General features: G+C 51.6%; 18 protein-coding genes and 1 pseudogene. 14 read left to right on the top strand and 5 right to left on the bottom strand.

Going from position 1 to position 17,818, the window contains the following annotated elements:
- Nucleotides 1–21: 21 nt before the first annotated feature.
- The 3 genes from CTZ24_RS08170 to CTZ24_RS08160 are packed head-to-tail and all read left to right on the top strand — an operon-like array spanning nt 22 to nt 1,991.
- Nucleotides 22–351 carry a hypothetical protein gene (locus tag CTZ24_RS08170; protein ID WP_208725269.1) on the top strand — a complete coding sequence of 110 codons (330 nt, stop codon included), beginning with the start codon at nt 22–24 and terminating at the stop codon, nt 349–351.
- A 43-nt stretch (nt 352–394) separates the two neighbouring features.
- Nucleotides 395–946 (top strand): hypothetical protein, encoded by a 552-nt coding sequence (locus tag CTZ24_RS08165; protein ID WP_021185651.1) that lies wholly within the window; start codon nt 395–397, stop codon nt 944–946.
- A gap of 37 nt (nt 947–983) precedes the next feature.
- Nucleotides 984–1,991, top strand: coding sequence for a Ppx/GppA phosphatase family protein (locus tag CTZ24_RS08160; protein WP_021185650.1), 1,008 nt, complete (start codon nt 984–986; stop codon nt 1,989–1,991).
- Nucleotides 1,992–2,025: 34 nt separating this feature from the next.
- Here the strand turns inward: CTZ24_RS08160 and CTZ24_RS08155 are convergent, their stop codons facing one another.
- Nucleotides 2,026–2,235: a DUF2767 family protein gene (locus CTZ24_RS08155; RefSeq protein ID WP_021185649.1), complete on the bottom strand. Its 210-nt coding sequence runs from the start codon at nt 2,233–2,235 to the stop codon at nt 2,026–2,028.
- A 129-nt stretch (nt 2,236–2,364) separates the two neighbouring features.
- Between CTZ24_RS08155 and CTZ24_RS08150 the strand changes: the two genes are divergently transcribed.
- The gene (locus tag CTZ24_RS08150) at nt 2,365–2,613 is read left to right on the top strand and encodes an ElaB/YgaM/YqjD family protein (RefSeq protein WP_208725268.1); all 249 of its coding nucleotides are present in this window, start codon (nt 2,365–2,367) and stop codon (nt 2,611–2,613) included.
- A 188-nt stretch (nt 2,614–2,801) separates the two neighbouring features.
- Nucleotides 2,802–5,816: a glycoside hydrolase family 18 protein gene (locus tag CTZ24_RS08145; protein WP_208725267.1), complete on the top strand. Its 3,015-nt coding sequence runs from the start codon at nt 2,802–2,804 to the stop codon at nt 5,814–5,816.
- A 58-nt stretch (nt 5,817–5,874) separates the two neighbouring features.
- On the opposite strand, the gene CTZ24_RS08140 is transcribed toward CTZ24_RS08145, so the two are convergent.
- The 3 genes from CTZ24_RS08140 to CTZ24_RS08130 form a co-directional block, all read right to left on the bottom strand.
- Nucleotides 5,875–6,150, bottom strand: coding sequence for a hypothetical protein (locus CTZ24_RS08140; protein WP_235056625.1), 276 nt, complete (start codon nt 6,148–6,150; stop codon nt 5,875–5,877).
- Nucleotides 6,151–6,188: 38 nt separating this feature from the next.
- Nucleotides 6,189–6,386: a DUF6404 family protein gene (locus CTZ24_RS08135; RefSeq protein ID WP_021185645.1), complete on the bottom strand. Its 198-nt coding sequence runs from the start codon at nt 6,384–6,386 to the stop codon at nt 6,189–6,191.
- A gap of 329 nt (nt 6,387–6,715) precedes the next feature.
- The gene (locus CTZ24_RS08130; RefSeq protein ID WP_208725266.1) at nt 6,716–7,345 is read right to left on the bottom strand and encodes a hypothetical protein; all 630 of its coding nucleotides are present in this window, start codon (nt 7,343–7,345) and stop codon (nt 6,716–6,718) included.
- 650 nt (nt 7,346–7,995) lie between these two features.
- On the opposite strand from CTZ24_RS08130, the gene CTZ24_RS08125 reads away from it, so the two are divergent.
- Both CTZ24_RS08125 and CTZ24_RS08120 read left to right on the top strand, forming a co-directional pair.
- Nucleotides 7,996–8,181, top strand: coding sequence for a ribbon-helix-helix protein, CopG family (locus CTZ24_RS08125; RefSeq protein ID WP_208725265.1), 186 nt, complete (start codon nt 7,996–7,998; stop codon nt 8,179–8,181).
- A 297-nt stretch (nt 8,182–8,478) separates the two neighbouring features.
- Nucleotides 8,479–9,098 (top strand): annotated as a pseudogene (locus CTZ24_RS08120) (hypothetical protein); the annotation flags it as partial.
- Between the two features lie 704 nt (nt 9,099–9,802).
- On the opposite strand, the gene icd reads toward CTZ24_RS08120, so the two are convergent.
- A complete protein-coding gene (icd, locus tag CTZ24_RS08115) occupies nt 9,803–11,053 on the bottom strand; it encodes an NADP-dependent isocitrate dehydrogenase (protein WP_013508701.1) in 1,251 nt (416 codons plus the stop codon).
- A 131-nt stretch (nt 11,054–11,184) separates the two neighbouring features.
- Here icd and rluE point away from each other — a divergent pair, with 131 nt between their 5' ends.
- The 7 genes from rluE (at nt 11,185) to phoQ (ending at nt 17,814) form a co-directional block, all read left to right on the top strand.
- The gene (gene rluE / locus CTZ24_RS08110) at nt 11,185–11,838 is read left to right on the top strand and encodes a 23S rRNA pseudouridine(2457) synthase RluE (RefSeq protein ID WP_208725264.1); all 654 of its coding nucleotides are present in this window, start codon (nt 11,185–11,187) and stop codon (nt 11,836–11,838) included.
- A 16-nt stretch (nt 11,839–11,854) separates the two neighbouring features.
- Nucleotides 11,855–12,331: an NUDIX domain-containing protein gene (locus CTZ24_RS08105; RefSeq protein ID WP_021185641.1), complete on the top strand. Its 477-nt coding sequence runs from the start codon at nt 11,855–11,857 to the stop codon at nt 12,329–12,331.
- 38 nt (nt 12,332–12,369) lie between these two features.
- Entirely contained in the window at nt 12,370–13,482 is a 1,113-nt protein-coding gene (gene mnmA / locus CTZ24_RS08100) for a tRNA 2-thiouridine(34) synthase MnmA (protein WP_208725263.1), read from the top strand.
- 34 nt (nt 13,483–13,516) lie between these two features.
- Nucleotides 13,517–14,158: a high frequency lysogenization protein HflD gene (hflD, locus tag CTZ24_RS08095; RefSeq protein ID WP_208725262.1), complete on the top strand. Its 642-nt coding sequence runs from the start codon at nt 13,517–13,519 to the stop codon at nt 14,156–14,158.
- A 48-nt stretch (nt 14,159–14,206) separates the two neighbouring features.
- Complete coding sequence (gene purB / locus CTZ24_RS08090; RefSeq protein WP_208725261.1) at nt 14,207–15,577, top strand: adenylosuccinate lyase; 1,371 nt, start codon at nt 14,207–14,209, stop codon at nt 15,575–15,577.
- A 104-nt stretch (nt 15,578–15,681) separates the two neighbouring features.
- Nucleotides 15,682–16,350: a two-component system response regulator PhoP gene (phoP, locus tag CTZ24_RS08085; protein WP_021185638.1), complete on the top strand. Its 669-nt coding sequence runs from the start codon at nt 15,682–15,684 to the stop codon at nt 16,348–16,350.
- A gap of 3 nt (nt 16,351–16,353) precedes the next feature.
- On the top strand, nt 16,354–17,814 hold the full coding sequence (phoQ, locus tag CTZ24_RS08080) for a two-component system sensor histidine kinase PhoQ (RefSeq protein WP_021185637.1): 1,461 nt from the start codon (nt 16,354–16,356) through the stop codon (nt 17,812–17,814).
- Nucleotides 17,815–17,818 lie beyond the last annotated feature (4 nt).

Raw genomic sequence — 17,818 nt, 5'->3', positions numbered from 1 at the left:
GATCGAACCAGGAACAGGACCATGTTGCGAATTACCGTTGTACTCACCTTATTGTTACTGGCAGGCTGTAGTTCTGCCCCAAAAGGGGTAGATTGTCCCGGACAAGTCGCTACCATTTATGGTCAGGCGATGGGCAACACCGAAGCACGTATTTTCGACCTGGTTAGCGCCTTCTCCGTCAGCAAAGATGGCGTCATGGTAAAAAGTGGCCCCCTCCACTCAAACGATCGCTTTCAGTACGTCCCTTCGGCGGTGACCCGCGAGGGCTATTACGCCCAGCGTTTGTCGGATAAACAGTTCCGCCTGATTAATCCGTATCAAAACACCATGATCACCTGGACATGCCCGTAAGCCGTGTTTATTGTCAGAAATCGTCAAGCTGAGAGACTGGGTCATGGAAAAGAGTCTGGATAATAACGGCTATATCGAATTTCCCTTCCCCGCGACCGCCAATGCGGATGGTTCAGTCAACCCCTGCGGCATTGATCTCACCCTGGAGACTGACCGCATTGAAGAGATTGCGGTGTGTCAGCACTCCGCCAATCTCCGGCGTTTGCTGGAAGAAGTGAATTTACAGGACGGCCTGTTTATGACGCTGGCCTGTGACTGGCAGCAGCGTGACGATGGGGTGTGCGGTTTTATTGATGTGGCTTTCCGCCCCCTCTACTCGGCCAGCAGCAAGGACGAGGCTCTCGCTCTCGATCAGGCCTTTGAAATCTATCTCTCCCGCCAGGAGAAGCAACACAATATGGCCGGTGGCGCATTGGTTAATTATGCGCGCGCAGTGCTTGACTGGAGCTGGTCACCCCTGCATCAACGCCATTTGCACTATGAAAAAGTCACCCTACGCTACTACTGCCAGCAGGCGGAAGATGCCGAATGGTGTTTTGATCATCTGCGTCATTTCCTCGTGAGCTGGTATCCGGCTTATCGCGGTACACGTTAATTTTCCCTTTCATTATTTTCCTCTGACAGGAGCCGCTATGCGACTTGTGGTACGCGTTGTAGTGCTGTTTTTTGCCGTATTTCTGCCTTCACTGGCCTTTGCTGATAACTGCTGGCAAACCCGCGCCGGAATCGATATGGGATCCGGTACCACCAAAATTGCCGTGACTGAAGTGAATATCTGCCAGCATCAATTGGGCAAAGTGCTGTTTGAAGATCAGCGCCCGGTGGGTTACAACGATGCGCTGGCACGTTCCGGCAACAATCAACTGGATGAAGCGATCCAACAACAGGGATTGACTGCCTTGCAGCAGTTAGTCACCCAGGCTCGGCGCTATCACCCGCAGCGTATCAGCGGTGTCGCCACTGCGGTGTTCCGTTCTGCCAGTAACGGCCAGGCGGTGATTGACCGTTTTAATCAGCAAGCGGGTGTACAACTCAAAATCATCAGCCAGCAGCAGGAAGCCGAACTGGGGTTCCGTTCTGCTAAAGCGGCACTGCATGACCCGACATTACGCGATAACGACCTGCTGGTATGGGACATCGGCGGCGGCTCGATGCAGATGACTGCCTGGCGTGACCAGTCAGGTAAGACGGTTTCCGACGTTTATCAAGGTAAACTCGCCTCGGTCACGCTGAAGAACTTTATCGTCGATGTATTAAAAAACCAGCCATCTGCCACCTCTCCCAATCCAATTGGCTCCTGGCGCCCTTCCGTACTGCGCTTTGTCGAGTTTTACGCCCACAACGATGTCCCGCCGCAGATTAAACAAGATCTCGCTACGCGCCGGGTGATCGGGATCGGCGGCGTACACGGTTTCTCGATTAAGAATCAACTGAAAATCAAAGATAATCGCTATGACCTGGCGACTCTGGAACAGGTAGCAAAACAGCAGGTATGGAAAGGTGACAGCGAACTCACGGGCGATTACCGCGCTACCGATGTCAGCAATTTGCTGTTGGTGGAAGGCTATATGCGCGCCCTTGGCATTAAGGATGTCACTGTCGTTAAAGCCAGCCTGATTCAGGGCGTCGTACTGGAATAAAAGACAGCCGGGCGTCGGTCTGACGCCCGGGCTCTCAGGACGGTTTTACCAGCCGGATAGCATGTTCCAGCATACGTTGTTCATCGCGTTCATCATGGGCGCGATGCTGGCGAGTACGCTTTAGCAGGCTGGTGATCTCTTCCCTTTTGGTTTCGTGCCCGCACTCCGCCAGCACAATCACCGCATCACCAATTACCCGGCAAACTTCGTCGTAATCGTCTTCACTTAATACGTCACGTTTCATCGCCCCTCCTGACGTCAAATACCTTAACCAAGCCTGGTCAGGATTTCGTTATCCTGCAAACCCCGGTTGCTGCTCACGTATTCCCTGACTACGCTGAAATGGCAATTCACTATTATCAGGGAGTCATTTATGACTGGAAAAGCGGAAGCAAAATTGAATGAAGCCGCGGGTGCGGTGGAAGAAAAAGTGGGTGAAGTCACTGGATCACGCCGACGTCGGTTCAAAGGTGCAGCACGGCGCTACCCGGCGCAGGCCAGCTATGTCGCCCAGGATGCTGCCGATTGTGTGATTAAAAGCGTGCGCGAAAATCCGGTGACCGGAATAGCCATCGCCGCCAGTGTCGGTGTGGTGATCGGTTTCTTACTGGGGCGCAAGTAAGCGTTTGATTTGCGCATGGAGGCGCAAACTTAATTCAGTGAATGTAAGTTTATGTTTTAAAATATTCGACTTTGCCTGAGTTCTCTTTAATTCCCTCCTCATTTCTATTGTTCACAGAGAATCCTCTCAACTTATTCCCTGAGCATTTTATTTATTATTTTCATCGAATTATACAATGGAGATGTTCAGTGAAGAAGTTATCAATTATTGCGATAGCGACGCTATCTGCAATTTATGGCAGCAATGTATTTGCAGTTGAAGTAACACCAGAAGAAAGCGGAAAAATCAGTGCCGATCTTCATGGCTCCGCAGGTGAAGTCAGCCGCCATCGTGGTGAGCGACTGAAAACCAAAATCCAGTGGAAAGCCTGGAGTAATGATATGGAAGGGCTGCATCCGCATAGCCCGAAGAACTATCAAGTCTATAAAGTTGAATACGCGAAGCCAGGTGACATTTATCCGTCATCGGGTAACAGCAATGAAATGATTCTCAAAGAGAACGAAAATGGTTTTGCCGCCAATCTGGAAAAGAACGTCCCTTTCCAACTGAACAGCAACAAGATTGTTGGGATGTATTATGACGAGTGGGCCTACTGGGAACGCTCGTTCTCGGCTGATTTAGTTCCGGCCAAAAACCTGACACACATTTTCTGGAGCTTCCTTGGCCTGTGTGACTTTGGTGCACAACGACCCGGCAATGTCACCCTGCCCAGCACCGGCAACACCGGACTGGTAGCAGAAGGTAACGAACGCGGACAGAAAATCCTCAAAGGCATGTGCGGCCAGGGCAACCTGCCGACAGAAAGCGGCGATACCAGCTGGCAAGGCAACGATACCCCGGCTAAACAGCAGGGCGATTTCAATGTCACCCGCTACGATCCGCAAGCGTCTTATTATGGCCTGAAAGCGCTGGAAAGAATGAAGAAAGCGAATCCGCAGCTGAACGTGATGGTCTCCATCGGCGGCTGGTCGATGAGTGCGCCGTTCCATGCGATGGTGGAAACCAAAGAAGGTCGCGATATCTTCGTTAACTCAGTGATGAACTTCCTCAGCGAAAATCCGTTCGTGGATGGTATTGACCTTGACTGGGAATTTGTCGGTTCTACCGGACCGTCAGCGATGGGCAATCTGGCCACCGATGGTTATCAGAAAGAAAAAGAACGCTATACCGCGCTGGTCAAAGAACTGCGTAAAGCGATGGATGCCAAATATAGCGGTGCACAGCGTAAGCAGTTAAGTGCGGCCGTCAGTGCATCACCGGCAAAACTCGCTGCGATCGACTTTAACAGCCTGAAAGATGATTTTGATTTTATCAATATCATGACCTACGACATGTACGGTGCCTTCGCCCGTAACCCGGGTCACCAGGCTGCCGTCTATGCCAAACCGATCGCCGGGACATATTACCAGCAGGGTGGTCAGGATAAAGTCAAAGACGAAGCCGGTAACATCATCATTGATGGCCAGGGCAACGATATGACCGGAGAGCAAACGCAGCGCGGATTCAGCACCGAAGGCGCAGTGAAAGCCATTCTGGACAACAACCCGAACTTCCCATCAGAGAAACTGGTGGTGGGTGCAGCGGCTTATAGCCGTGGCTGGCATAGCGTCAGTGTGAAACAGGAACACGATAAACTGTTCTGGCATGGTATCGCCAACGGTGAAGAAGTGAGTCGTAAGGGGCTTGGTAGCAACGGTTCCTATGAGCATGGCGTGACCGATTATCGTGAGCTGTACGATAACATCATCAGCAAGAAACAGGACGTTTACTACGATAAACAGGCTGAAGCCGCGTATATCTGGAAACCCATCGCTAAAGTCAATGGTAACCCAACCGCACAGGTTGAAACCTTCGATTCCCAACGTTCCGTGATTGCGAAAGGCGACCTGGTGAAGAAATACAAACTGGGTGGTATGTTTGCCTGGGCGGCAAGTAATGACAATGGTTTGATTCTGAACAGTATGAACGCCGCAGTATGTAACAAGCAGGCTAATGGCAGCTACTACAACTTCAGCGAAGATTATAACGGCGTTGTGGATACCAAAGTCATTGATTCACAGAATGGCGTACCGACCAAAGTGGACGAGAGCATGTCCGGTCCCGTCGCGTACAACTTCAACGGTCAGAACTATTGCAACTCAAGCACCCCAGAAGTACCGGAAACTCCGGAAAGCCAGGCACCTACCGTTACACTGGATAAAACCAGCATCAATGTGGTGGGCACCAGTGACTATGGCTTTGGCTACCCGGTAATTGCTGGCAGCAACCAGGATTCTGTGACCTGGAAATGGGAACGCATTGAGGGCAACAGCGATATTTATCTGAAGTCTTACGATAAAGCGTCAGCTGAAATCGTCGTACCGAAAAATCTGTTTGATGTCTCTGCGAAATTCCGTGTAACCGCAACCAATGGCGACAAAAAATCTGGCGAAGCTTTTGTCACCGTGAATGTTGTAAAACCTGCCGTTTCCATTAGTGGTTCGAACACTATGGCCTCAGCAAATCCGGTTAAACTGGAAGCCGAAGCTAACTTTGATCAGGTGACTTATGCATGGACGCTGAAGCAAGGTGCACAAGTCGTTGCCAATGGTATCGATCAGAACGGACAGATCAAAGCGGGTCTGGCTGCGGGAGATTATATTGCTGAGGTGACAGCCAGCAGTGTGAAAGGTGCGCGTTCTGCCACTCAAACACACGCGGTGAAAGTGACTCAGGAAGTGCAGAATAACGATCAGGCATTTATCAATGGCATGAAGTTAGGTCTGCAATTCAAAGACGAAGGCAACAGATACTTCATTACAGGTACAGTAGCATCTTCTCAGACACCAACCAGCAAACCCAATTACTCATGGTCGCCAATGGGTGGTACTCAGGAAAGCACCAACGGACTGTCTTATTTCACCTTCTCAGTGGAAAAAACCAGCAGTCCTCAGCTGATGAATCTGAAGGTGGACGTCACCGCAGGTAAAGAGACGCGTCAGTTGATGGAAAACTTTACGGTTCCGGCGTTATCGGGTTCCGCAGGTTATCCAGCCTGGGCTTATGGCAACAACTACAAAGCCGGTGATGTGGTGACCCACAAAGGCAAAGTGTTTGAGTGCGTGGTAGCAGGCTGGTGTAGCCAGACAGGACAATGGTCTCAGCTGCATTATGAGCCAGAAGTCGGTATCAGCTGGACTCAGGCGTGGAAATACCACAAATAATTAAGCAGCAACTCGCTTAATCATGACCTAAGCTGCGGTAGCGTCTACCGCAGCTTTTTTATTGGTGGTACCCCACCTCATCCCGCCGCTCCTGGATGTGTTCATCCGGCGTTTCCGCCACATCCGCTATGCCACTGTTGCCGGCATCAAGGTGGCGGCCACTGTATGCATGCATATGTGGCGGCCCTGGTAACGGTTGCGCGCATGACCCAAACGACAACAGCAGAAAAAACCACGCGGCCAGCGGCATCTTCCTCATCATCAACTCACCTGCACAATGATCCAAAAGTGCGACCAGCGTGCCTGAACCGATGCAAATTAATGTCAGCGCCACGCAAAGCTACGTGGGCAGCATTGAGCAGATGCGAACAATTATGCCTGTGATTTACGTGCCTTATAGCGCGCCACCATGGTTATCAAGGCCTGGTAGATCAAGCCTGCATACAGGCTCATGACTACCGCCATGCCAGGTTCTTTGCCTTGACTCTGCCAGGAGACGAACCACATAAAAATGCCCCATAGCAGCGAAAACAGCAGCCAGCCTTTAACAAATTTCATCACGCCCTGCATCGTACCCTCCTTTAGATGAGCGCTGACGATAGCGGTTTGTACGCGAGATGACACGAAATGTTGTCTGTGTATGTTAACTGGCTCAAAATTTTGCGGATGGATCGTGGCGGCGCGATTTGTCGCCTCGCCAGAGAAGAGGTAATGCCCCACCCGGCGCTTATCTCCGGCACTCGCAATGGCTTAGCTCTTGAAGGGGCATAAGAATCATCTCAAAAATCCGCGCTAAAAACTTAACTTTTATTGCCATGCTTATTATTAGCTAAATAATTATCACTTTACTCAAAAGTGTGGTCATTCTGTCAGCGGCTCACCATGACATGGGGACTGGATTAATTAATCAACTTTTTGCGACGGGCATCCATGAAAGACAGTTTATCGCCTTGACCATTGCACGGCACGGCGTGCCAGTAAAGGCGCACATAGCCGCCCTGGTGCTTCTGCTTACAGCTCTCCGCCACTTCATACGCTAACCGGGAGGCGTTAAACAGGTTCAGATAATGATCGCTTTTAAGGTCATCTATCACGGCCTGCTTGAGATAGGCGTTTATTCGACTGTCGCGCATCATCGACACGAAATCACGAACAGCCGTGTAGGCAAGGTTCCGGCATTGCAGACGTATTTTGCCCTGGCTGTACCTTTCGCAATTCGAAATGTCTGTTTCTACTGAGCTGAAAAGGAGTGAAACCGGAAACTCCGCGGGAGTCATGACTTTTGCCTCGGCCGGATTTCTTTTCGCTGAGAGTTTGATCATGGGATTCAATGTCATTATCTCTCGGGAAACTGGCTCAAGTTCGGTCGGCAGCCTACTCAAATCAGCGCTTTCCAGCGGCACATAGGGATCATCGTTCTTGAGTAAGGGACCTGACGGCTGTTTAGATTTCAGTACCGTCTCCGTTGAACCGTGTCCGGTGCAACTTGATAAAACAAAAGCAAAAATCAGTAAAACCCAACGTTTCAAAACAGCATACCTACGCAACAACTCAAAGAGGGCCAAGAGGGTAACGCATCTGCACCCTGAAGATCAGCATTCCGTGACGGCGTTTTGTAACAAAAGTATCGTGTGTTTGAGTGACAGACTCAGGAGCAGCCAGTTGCTGACATTTTCATGGCCTCTAACCTCCGTGGTTACGATCGGTGCTGCCTGTAGTATCAAAGAATAGTTACCTCAGCGTTGCTTATGTACATCACTCACACTGGCTTAGTTATTGAAAGGGTAAAAATGAACAAGAGCACACATATGCGCCCTCTGATAATGAAAACCCCGACGCGCACCGGCAATTAATTTCTCGGTTCGTCAACCACAGGGGCTTATGAATTACGGAAGAAAACTTAAGTCTTCTTCCTTTGGCCCTTAACACTTACAACATTAATGATGTTTTTAGAAATTGTGATTAAGAGAACAATCACGCACATTATTGAAAAAATAGATTTTTAACAGCAATAAATCTCATCAACAAAACCTCATTAAAGCCAAGCCAATTCTAAATTTGAAAGCTATAGTTAGGTCTCACTTGGGATGGTTTATATAGGCATCGCCATGATGATTTAAGCCAATCTAATTGATAATGATTACCGCCTGATTTCGCGCCACCTCATAAGGGTTATAATATGATTCAATCAGCAAGTAGCATTCAGAAACGCAGCGATGAGAAGCGTGGATTTAAACCTAAAACCTATAAACTCTCTTTGACTGCCATCGAGAAGATAGAGTTACTGGCCCGGGAGAAGGGTGTTTCCCAAGGGACAATCATTGCCGATGCAATAATGAACTATGATGGGTCACAAAAAAGTTAAGCCACGAAATTATTTAATTCAAAACTAAAACACCCGTTCAGGAACTATTTCGGCCATTAAAGAGTGTTGGAACCATATATATCACACTCACAACGAAATTGCGGACCTCGATAGCAAATAACCCCGCCATTTGGCAGGGTTCCGCTGTTTTAGCTGCATGTCTAAGTGACCACTTGTAACTGGCTACAACAGTTTTTGCCTAACGCAGGAGAATTATTTACTATTAATTAGAAATTTTTGAGTATGGCATTGAACGTGGCACCGCCATACATACGACAACCGACGGAGAATGGATGCATGGCACGTAATATGGCCCCGGGCTATTGTATTGTCGAGCGGCCTGGGTCACTTGATTATCAGGCCAGAGAACTGTTCAGAGATACCCGCACTCCAGCTGCTCAGATGTTCATGAGAATGAATACTGATACACCCTGGTTAAAGCCCGGGCAGATATTGATTGTTGCCGATCCTGATACACCAGCACCAATGACTTTGCAGGCACTGTCAGCACTCAGGCAAGCCAAAACAAAAATAAACCAGGCTTTGAACGGAGTCAGCACAGAAGAAGCCAGTTTCATGCAGAAGTATTACGGAGTTATCGCGGGCCTGACAAATGCCGGAGACAAGATTTTCGGTACTGTAGGAGATGCAGGCGAAAAATACTATTCCTCTATAGAACAGACCCTGTAGAAAATCGAGGGCAGCTACCAAAATCACTTCCGCACACAAGGCACCCTTATAAGTCAGCAATTTTTGTGGAGCGCAATCAGCTATTGAACCAACTGAAAGAACTGGTAAATAAACCCCTTCTCAAGTCTCTAAACCGTTATGATCTTAAACTTCGGCCTTACGAAGATATGCGCAGAGCATTAAACCTTTCAAGCCGCTCGATCGTTCATGAGTGGTCAACGTTTGGCTGGAAGTTCCGCAGCTGACTTGATTATGGATTCAATATACAAACACCTGGACATCTGACAGCAAATGAAAATTTTTGTAATCGCCATTATCATTGTTGCCAGCCTGGCTTTTATCGCCTCAATCATCTGGTATGCAATCAACAGGCCCAAGTACTACGAATTATTGAATCGCTTCCAAAGAAAATATACGTTTCCTGCTCCGTACTCATTTAGCTGCATGGTAGGTTTTTTTGGCGCACCACTTATGGCTTACTTTTTCCTTCGACTAAAGAACAGGAAGAACATACTGTTTGTTGAGAAAGCCAGCGATGTATACCCCTTTCCGGATAATGACACTATCAAATTAATGTCCTGGTTACCGGTCTTCAAAGGTTTATTAATAATTTGCACGGTTTGCTATTCCTTCCTCATGCTTCTTGCGGTTTTTCTGGAGGCAAAGGACAGATTATTCCCATAGTCTGCATGCTTTATCGTCGGGACAAACAGCCCACTAAGTGGGTTGTGGCATACTAATTCTAAAGCAAGTTGTCCATTTCCAGTTTTACATCAAACATCAACAGACAGCCTTCCACAATACCTTCTGCCAACATGAGTTTTATCATGACCATTCCCTCAGTGACCTTTAGTTTCTTCACAAATGCATGCCGCACCAACAAAAACGGGAGCCATTGGCTCCCGTTTTGCACTCTACCCGCTAAGGCAGATTACATATTCGCGATAATCGCGTCACCAAACTCTGAACATTTCAGCAGCTTAGCGCCTTCCATCAGACGTTCGAAGTCATAGGTCACGGTTTTGTTGGCGATAGCGCCTTCCATGCCTTTAACAATCAGGTCTGCGGCTTCGAACCACTCCAGATGGCGCAGCATCATCTCAGCGGAGAGGATAACGGAACCTGGGTTCACTTTATCCTGACCCGCATATTTCGGTGCAGTACCGTGGGTCGCTTCGAACAGCGCACATTCGTCACCGATGTTGGCACCCGGTGCGATACCGATACCGCCAACCTGCGCCGCCAGGGCGTCAGAGATGTAGTCACCGTTCAGGTTCATACAGGCGATCACGTCGTACTCTGCCGGACGCAGCAGGATCTGTTGCAGGAAGGCGTCAGCGATGACGTCTTTCACGATGATCTCTTTGCCGGTGTTCGGGTTTTTGAACTTCATCCACGGACCGCCATCGATCAGTTCGCCGCCGAACTCTTCTTTCACCAGCTGATAGCCCCAGTCTTTGAAAGAACCTTCGGTGAACTTCATGATGTTGCCTTTGTGCACCAGGGTCAGGGAGTCACGATCGTTAGTGATGGTGTATTCCACTGCGGCACGCACCAGACGTTTGGTGCCTTCTTCTGAACACGGCTTCACGCCGATGCCACACTGCTGCGGGAAGCGAATTTTCTTCACGCCCATCTCTTCACGCAGGAACTTGATCACTTTGTCCGCTTCCGGCGTACCGGCTTTCCACTCGATACCGGCATAGATATCTTCGGAGTTTTCACGGAAGATCACCATGTCGGTATCTTCAGGACGTTTTACCGGGCTCGGGGTGCCTTTGTAATAGCGTACCGGACGCAGACATACGTAGAGGTCCAGCTCCTGACGCAGCGCAACGTTCAGAGAACGAATACCGCCACCAACCGGGGTAGTCAGCGGGCCTTTGATGGCAACGCGATATTCTTTGATTAAATCGAGGGTTTCCTGCGGCAGCCAGACGTCCTGGCCGTAGAGTTCTACTGATTTCTCACCGGTGTAAATTTCCATCCAGGAAATTTTTCGCTCGCCGTTGTAGGCTTTCTTCACAGCGGCATCAACCACTTTCAGCATCACAGGCGAAACGTCAACACCGATGCCGTCACCTTCAATGTAGGGGATGATCGGGTTATTAGGTACTACCAGTTTGCCCTGATCCAGGGTGATTTTCTGACCTTCCGCCGGAACAACTACTTTGCTTTCCATTAACCTCTCCTTCGAGCGATTTTTTGTTAATGATTTGTAAGATGCGCGTCAATACTACTTGAATATTTCCGCCGCGCCAATCACCGCAGTTTCGCGTTATAATGCGCTGATTGTCACCGACTGCAAAGCCCATGCGAAAAACTTCTCAACGAATTCACCAGGATAAACGATTCAGCGGCCCGGCACGTAAGCCTGTCCGCCGTGATACGCGGCCCAAAGGCCCGGTACGCGTCATACTCTTTAACAAACCTTTCGATGTTTTACCGCAATTTAGCGATGAGGCCGGACGCCGCACCCTCAAGGATTTCGTGCCCGTTACCGACGTCTACGCCGCAGGCCGCCTCGATCGCGACAGCGAAGGGCTGATGGTGTTAACCAATGATGGCGCACTCCAGGCGCAGTTAACACAGCCCGGTAAGCGAACCGGAAAAATCTATTTTGTGCAGGTGGAAGGCGAACCGCAGGAATCAGATTTATCCCGCCTGCGCACGGGCGTGACGCTGAATGATGGCCCCACCCTGCCTGCCGGTGTCGAGTGCGTCGCCGAGCCGGAATGGCTGTGGCCACGCCAGCCGCCGATTCGCGAACGCAAAGCTATCCCCACCAGTTGGTTAAAGATCACCTTATATGAAGGGCGTAACCGTCAGGTGCGACGCATGACGGCACACATAGGTTTCCCTACCCTGCGCCTGATTCGCTATGCCTTGGGGGAACATCAGCTGGATAATCTGGCGCCAGGCGAATGGCGTGATATCAGCGCACAATTTTCAATAACTTCAGGTTAACAATCCGGGAGGATCGATGTTTAAACCTCATGTCACGGTGGCGTGTCTGGTGCAGGCGCAAGGTCAGTTGCTGGTGGTGGAAGAACAGGTCAATGGCCGCGCTACCTGGAATCAGCCCGCCGGTCATCTGGAAGCGGATGAAACCCTGTTGGAAGCGGTACAACGCGAGCTGTTTGAAGAGACCGGCATCACCGCCACGCCGGACTATTTTCTCGGTGTGCAGCAGTGGATCGCCCCGGATAATACGCCTTTTGTGCGGTTCCTGTTTGGCCTGGATCTGGCAGAAATGGTCGCCACTACGCCACATGACGATGACATCGATTGCTGCTGGTGGCTGACGCCAGAGCAGATTATCAGCGCCGATAAGCTGCGTTCGCCGCTGGTGGCGGAAAGTGTGCGGCTGTGGCAACAGGGGGCACGCTATCCTCTGCAACTGGTTGCTCCGTTCCAGTGGCCGTTTCACGAGGGTGCGCACCCGGCTTCCGCGTGCTAGAATACGCCGCCTGTTTTTATCGTAATCAAGAGTGCGTCATGTCTGACAACAGCCAGAAAAAAGTGATCGTCGGTATGTCCGGCGGCGTCGATTCTTCCGTTTCCGCCTGGTTACTGCAACAGCAGGGTTATCAGGTCGAGGGCCTGTTCATGAAGAACTGGGAGGAAGACGACGGCGAGGAGTATTGCACTGCCGCTGACGACCTGGCTGATGCGCAGGCCGTATGTGACAAACTCGGTATCAAATTGCACAAAGTTAACTTTGCCGCCGAGTACTGGGACAATGTTTTTGAGCATTTCCTCGAAGAGTACAAAGCAGGCCGTACGCCGAACCCCGATATTCTGTGCAACAAAGAGATCAAATTTAAAGCGTTTCTCGAATTCGCCGCTGAAGATCTCGGTGCTGACTTTATCGCGACCGGCCACTATGTGCGTCGTCAGGATGTTGACGGCCAAAGCCGCCTGCTGCGCGGCCTCGACGGCAATAAAGATCAGAGTTACTTCCTGTACACCCTGAGCCATGAGCAGGTTGCGCAAAGCCTGTTCCCGGTGGGTGAGCTGGAAAAACCAGAAGTGCGTCGCATTGCCGAGCAGCTTGATCTGATCACCGCGAAGAAAAAAGATTCCACCGGCATCTGCTTTATTGGCGAACGCAAATTCCGCGATTTCCTTGGTCGCTATCTCCCGGCTCAACCGGGCGAGATTGAAACCGTTGACGGCGAAATCGTCGGTGAGCATCAGGGCCTGATGTACCACACCCTGGGCCAGCGCAAAGGATTGGGCATTGGTGGTCGTAAAGAAAGCAATGACGATCCCTGGTACGTGGTCGATAAAGACGTCGCCCGTAACCGTCTGATTGTGGCGCAGGGTGGTGATCATCCGCGTTTGATGTCCGTGGGGCTGATTGCCCAGCAGTTGCATTGGGTGGATCGTCAACCGATTACCGCGCCGCTGCGTTGCACGGTGAAAACCCGTTACCGCCAGACCGATATCCCGTGCGAAATTATCCCGCACGGCGATGACCGTATTGAAGTGCGTTTTGATGAGCCGGTTGCGGCTGTCACGCCGGGCCAGTCTGCCGTGTTTTACCTCGGTGACGTTTGCCTGGGTGGCGGCATTATTGAACAGCGTCTGCCCTGGACAGCGGCCTAAGGTCGGCGCTGCCGACGCGTATACAGGAGTAACCGTGGCTAAGAACTATTATGAGATAACGCTGGCACTGGCGGGCGTCTGCCAGGCTGCGCATCTGGTGCAGCAGCTGGCGCATCAGGGTACCTGCAATAATGACGCGCTGAGCGTGTCACTGCGCAGCCTGCTTGATCTCAATCCCGGCTCAACGCTGGCGGTGTATGGCAATGATGAGGCCAACCTGCGGCTCGGGCTGGAGACGCTAATGGCGGTGCTGAACAGCAGCAGCCGCCAGGGTGCCGGTGCAGAATTAACGCGTTACACCCTGAGCCTGATGGTACTGGAGCGCAAACTGCACGGGAACAAACAGGCATTGAACATCCTGGCCCAGCGCATCAGCCAGTTGGATCGCCAACTGGCGCACTATGAACTGGAATCCGACACCATCACCAGCGCGATGGCAGCGATTTATGTCGATGTGATTAGCCCGCTTGGCCCACGTATTCAGGTGACCGGCTCCCCACAGGTGCTGCAAAGCTCACAGATTCAGGGCCGCGTGCGCGCCGCGCTGCTGGCGGGTATCCGTTCTGCCGTATTATGGCAGCAGGTCGGTGGTGGCCGCCTGCAACTGATGTTCTCGCGTCAGCGTTTGCTGAGTGAGGCAAAAACCATTTTATCCCGGCTGGGAACGGCGTATTAAACGTCTTTCCGGCATTACGCTTTGTTAAACGATTCAGGAGTTGCACTGATGGAATTATCCTCTCTGACCGCCGTCTCACCTGTCGATGGTCGTTACGGCGATAAAGTCAGCCCGCTGCGCGCGATTTTCAGCGAATACGGTTTGCTGAAATTCCGCGTTGAGGTTGAAGTTCGCTGGTTACAGAAACTGGCCGCGACCGCAGAGATCAAGGAAGTTCCTGCATTTGATGCTGACGCAAACGCTTTCCTTGACGCTATCGTCACCAATTTCAATGAAACTGACGCAGCGCGCATCAAAACCATCGAGCGCACCACCAACCACGACGTGAAAGCGGTGGAATACTTTCTAAAAGAGAAAGTGGCCGACGTCCCTGCCCTGCACGCGGTATCTGAGTTTATCCACTTCGCCTGTACTTCCGAAGATATCAACAACCTGTCGCACGCGCTGATGCTGGAAACCGCCCGCCGTGACGTGATTCTGCCGTACTGGAGCAAAATCATTGCCGCAGTGAAAGGCCTGGCGCAGGAATATCGCGACATTCCGCTGCTGTCGCGTACCCACGGCCAGCCTGCCACCCCGTCCACTATGGGTAAAGAGATGGCGAACGTCGCTTACCGTATGGAGCGTCAGCTGCGTCAGCTGGGCAACATCGAAGTGCTGGGCAAAATCAATGGTGCGGTAGGTAACTACAACGCCCACATCGCTGCCTATCCGGAAGTGGACTGGCACCAGCTGAGCGAAGCCTTCGTTACCTCTCTGGGCATCACCTGGAACCCCTACACCACGCAGATTGAGCCGCACGACTACATTGCTGAAATGTTCGACTGCATCGCACGTTTCAACACCATTCTGATCGACTTTGATCGCGATATCTGGGGCTACGTGGCGCTCAACCACTTCAAACAGAAAACTATTGCCGGTGAGATTGGTTCTTCGACCATGCCGCATAAAGTTAACCCGATCGACTTCGAAAACTCCGAAGGTAACCTCGGCCTGGCGAATGCGGTGATGCAACATCTGGCCAGCAAACTGCCAGTTTCGCGCTGGCAGCGTGATTTGACCGACTCCACCGTCCTGCGTAACCTGGGCGTTGGCGTGGGTTATGCGCTGATTGCCTACCAGGCGACGCTGAAAGGCATCTCTAAGCTGGAAGTGAACCGCGATCGTCTGCTTGACGAGCTGGATCACAACTGGGAAGTTCTGGCGGAGCCAATCCAGACGGTAATGCGTCGTTATGGCATCGAGAAGCCGTACGAGAAACTGAAAGAGCTGACGCGCGGTAAACGCGTGGATGCGGCCGGTATGCAGGCGTTTATCGATAGCCTGGAACTGCCGGAAGAAGAAAAAGTGCGTCTGAAACAGATGACGCCGGCAAACTACCTTGGCCGTGCGGTCCAGATGGTTGACGACCTGAAGTAATCGCCACCCACGCAGGCGCGCCGCGGCTCGCCTGCGTTAATCTGCGGTTTAGCTGACCTGGCATATACTTTTCTCCATCAATGTGTTGAAAGTAAGGAAATGCTATGCGTGTTCTGGTTGTGGAAGATAATGCGCTGCTGCGTCATCATCTCGCCGTGCAATTGCGCGAAATGGGCCATCAGGTGGATGCCGCAGAAGATGCGAAAGAAGCCGATTATTTTCTCCAGGAGCATGTGCCGGATATTGCGCTGGTCGATCTCGGCCTGCCGGGCGAAGACGGTATGTCACTGATCCGCCGCTGGCGTGGTGATGCCATTCGCCAACCGATTCTGGTGCTGACCGCGCGTGAAGGCTGGCAGGCAAAAGTGGAGGCGCTGGAAGCCGGTGCCGACGACTATGTCACCAAACCTTTCCATATCGAAGAAGTGGCAGCACGTTTGCAAGCGCTGATGCGTCGTAACAGCGGTCATGCTTCCCAGATTATCTCGATGCCCCCGTTTCAGGTTGACCTCTCGCGTCGCGAGCTGACCATCAATGAAGAACAGGTCAAACTGACGGCGTTTGAATACACCATCGTGGAAACCCTGATCCGCAACGCCGGTAAAGTGGTCAGCAAAGATTCGCTGATGTTGCAGCTTTATCCCGACGCCGAACTGCGTGAAAGTCATACCATTGATGTGCTGATGGGGCGTCTGCGTAAAAAAATTCTCGCGCTCTATCCGACGGAAGTGATTAACACCGTACGCGGCCAGGGCTATCGCTTCGATCTCTGATAAATGAACTGGTTGCGTCGTCTGCGTCCCTTCTCACTGCGCGCCCGCTTTTTGCTGGCGACGGCAGCCATTGTGTTGTTTCTGTCGCTCTCCTACGGCATGGTTGCCGTGGTGGGTTATGTGGTGAGTTTTGATAAGAACACCTACCGCGTGATGCGAGGCGAGAGCAACCTGTTCTTCACCCTCGCCCAATGGCAGGACAACAAACTCACCATTGCTCAGCCTGAGCGCATGACGCTGAATTTCCCGACGCTGGTGTTTATCTACGATGAACACGGCAAATTGCTGTGGCAACAGCGCGATGTCCCGGAGATTCGCAAGAAAATTCAGCGCGAGTGGTTACTCAAACCAGATTTTTACGAAATTGATACCAGCAATCGTACCAGCCTGGCGGCGATGGGGAATAACCCGGTGGCGCAGAGGCAATTACACGCCTGGGATACCGACAGCAACGACACCTTTACCCACTCGGTTGCCGTCAATCGCTACGATGCCACCACCAACTTACCGGCGCTGACGATTGTGGTAGTCGATTCGATCCCGCAGGAACTGCAACATTCGGATGTGGTGTGGTCATGGTTTAGCTATGTGCTGGCCGCGAATCTGCTGCTGGTGATCCCGTTACTGTGGCTGGCCGCGCACTGGAGCCTCCGGCCCATTGGTGATCTCACTTCTCAGGTACGCGAGCTGGAAACCAGCCAGCGTGAAAACCTCGATGATAATCCTCCGCAGGAACTGAAGAGCCTGGTTCGCAACCTGAATTTGCTGCTTTCCAACGAACGACAGCGTTATACGCGCTATCGCACCACACTGTCCGATCTCACCCACAGCCTGAAAACCCCACTGGCGGTGTTGCAGAGTACGCTGCGTTCACTACGCAGCGGCAAAGAGCTGACGGTGGAACAAGCCGAACCGGTGATGCTGGAACAAATCAGCCGTATCTCGCAGCAAATTGGTTATTACCTGCATCGCGCCACCATGCAGGCCGACCATAACCCGTTGCAGCGCGACCTCCATTCCGTCTCCGCGTTGCTCGACAGCCTGTGCTCGGCGTTAAACAAGGTTTATCAACGCAAAGGGGTGGAAATCACCCTCGATATCTCCCCTGAGCTGACCTTTATCGGTGATCAAAACGATTTCATGGAAGTGCTGGGCAACGTACTGGATAACGCCTGCAAATATTGCCTGGAGTTTATTGAGGTCACCGCGCGCCAGACAGACAAAGCTCTGCATCTGTATATCGACGACGATGGTCCCGGCATTCCCGAAAGTAAGCGGGATTTAATCTTTGTACGCGGGCAGCGCGCCGATACGTTGCGTCCCGGCCAGGGCCTGGGTTTGGCGGTGGTGCGCGACATTCTGGAACAATATGCCGGTCAGGTTATCGCCACCACCAGCCCGCTGGGCGGTGCCCGTATGGAAGTCATCTTCCAACGTCAGGAAGTTGAACATCGTCGCGAGTAGAACG

Source organism: Pantoea phytobeneficialis, assembly GCF_009728735.1.
In the GTDB taxonomy this organism is placed as follows: Bacteria; Pseudomonadota; Gammaproteobacteria; order Enterobacterales; family Enterobacteriaceae; genus Pantoea; species Pantoea phytobeneficialis.
Note: the sequence above shows the minus strand (reverse complement) of the source record. Positions and strands in the feature narration are given on the sequence as shown.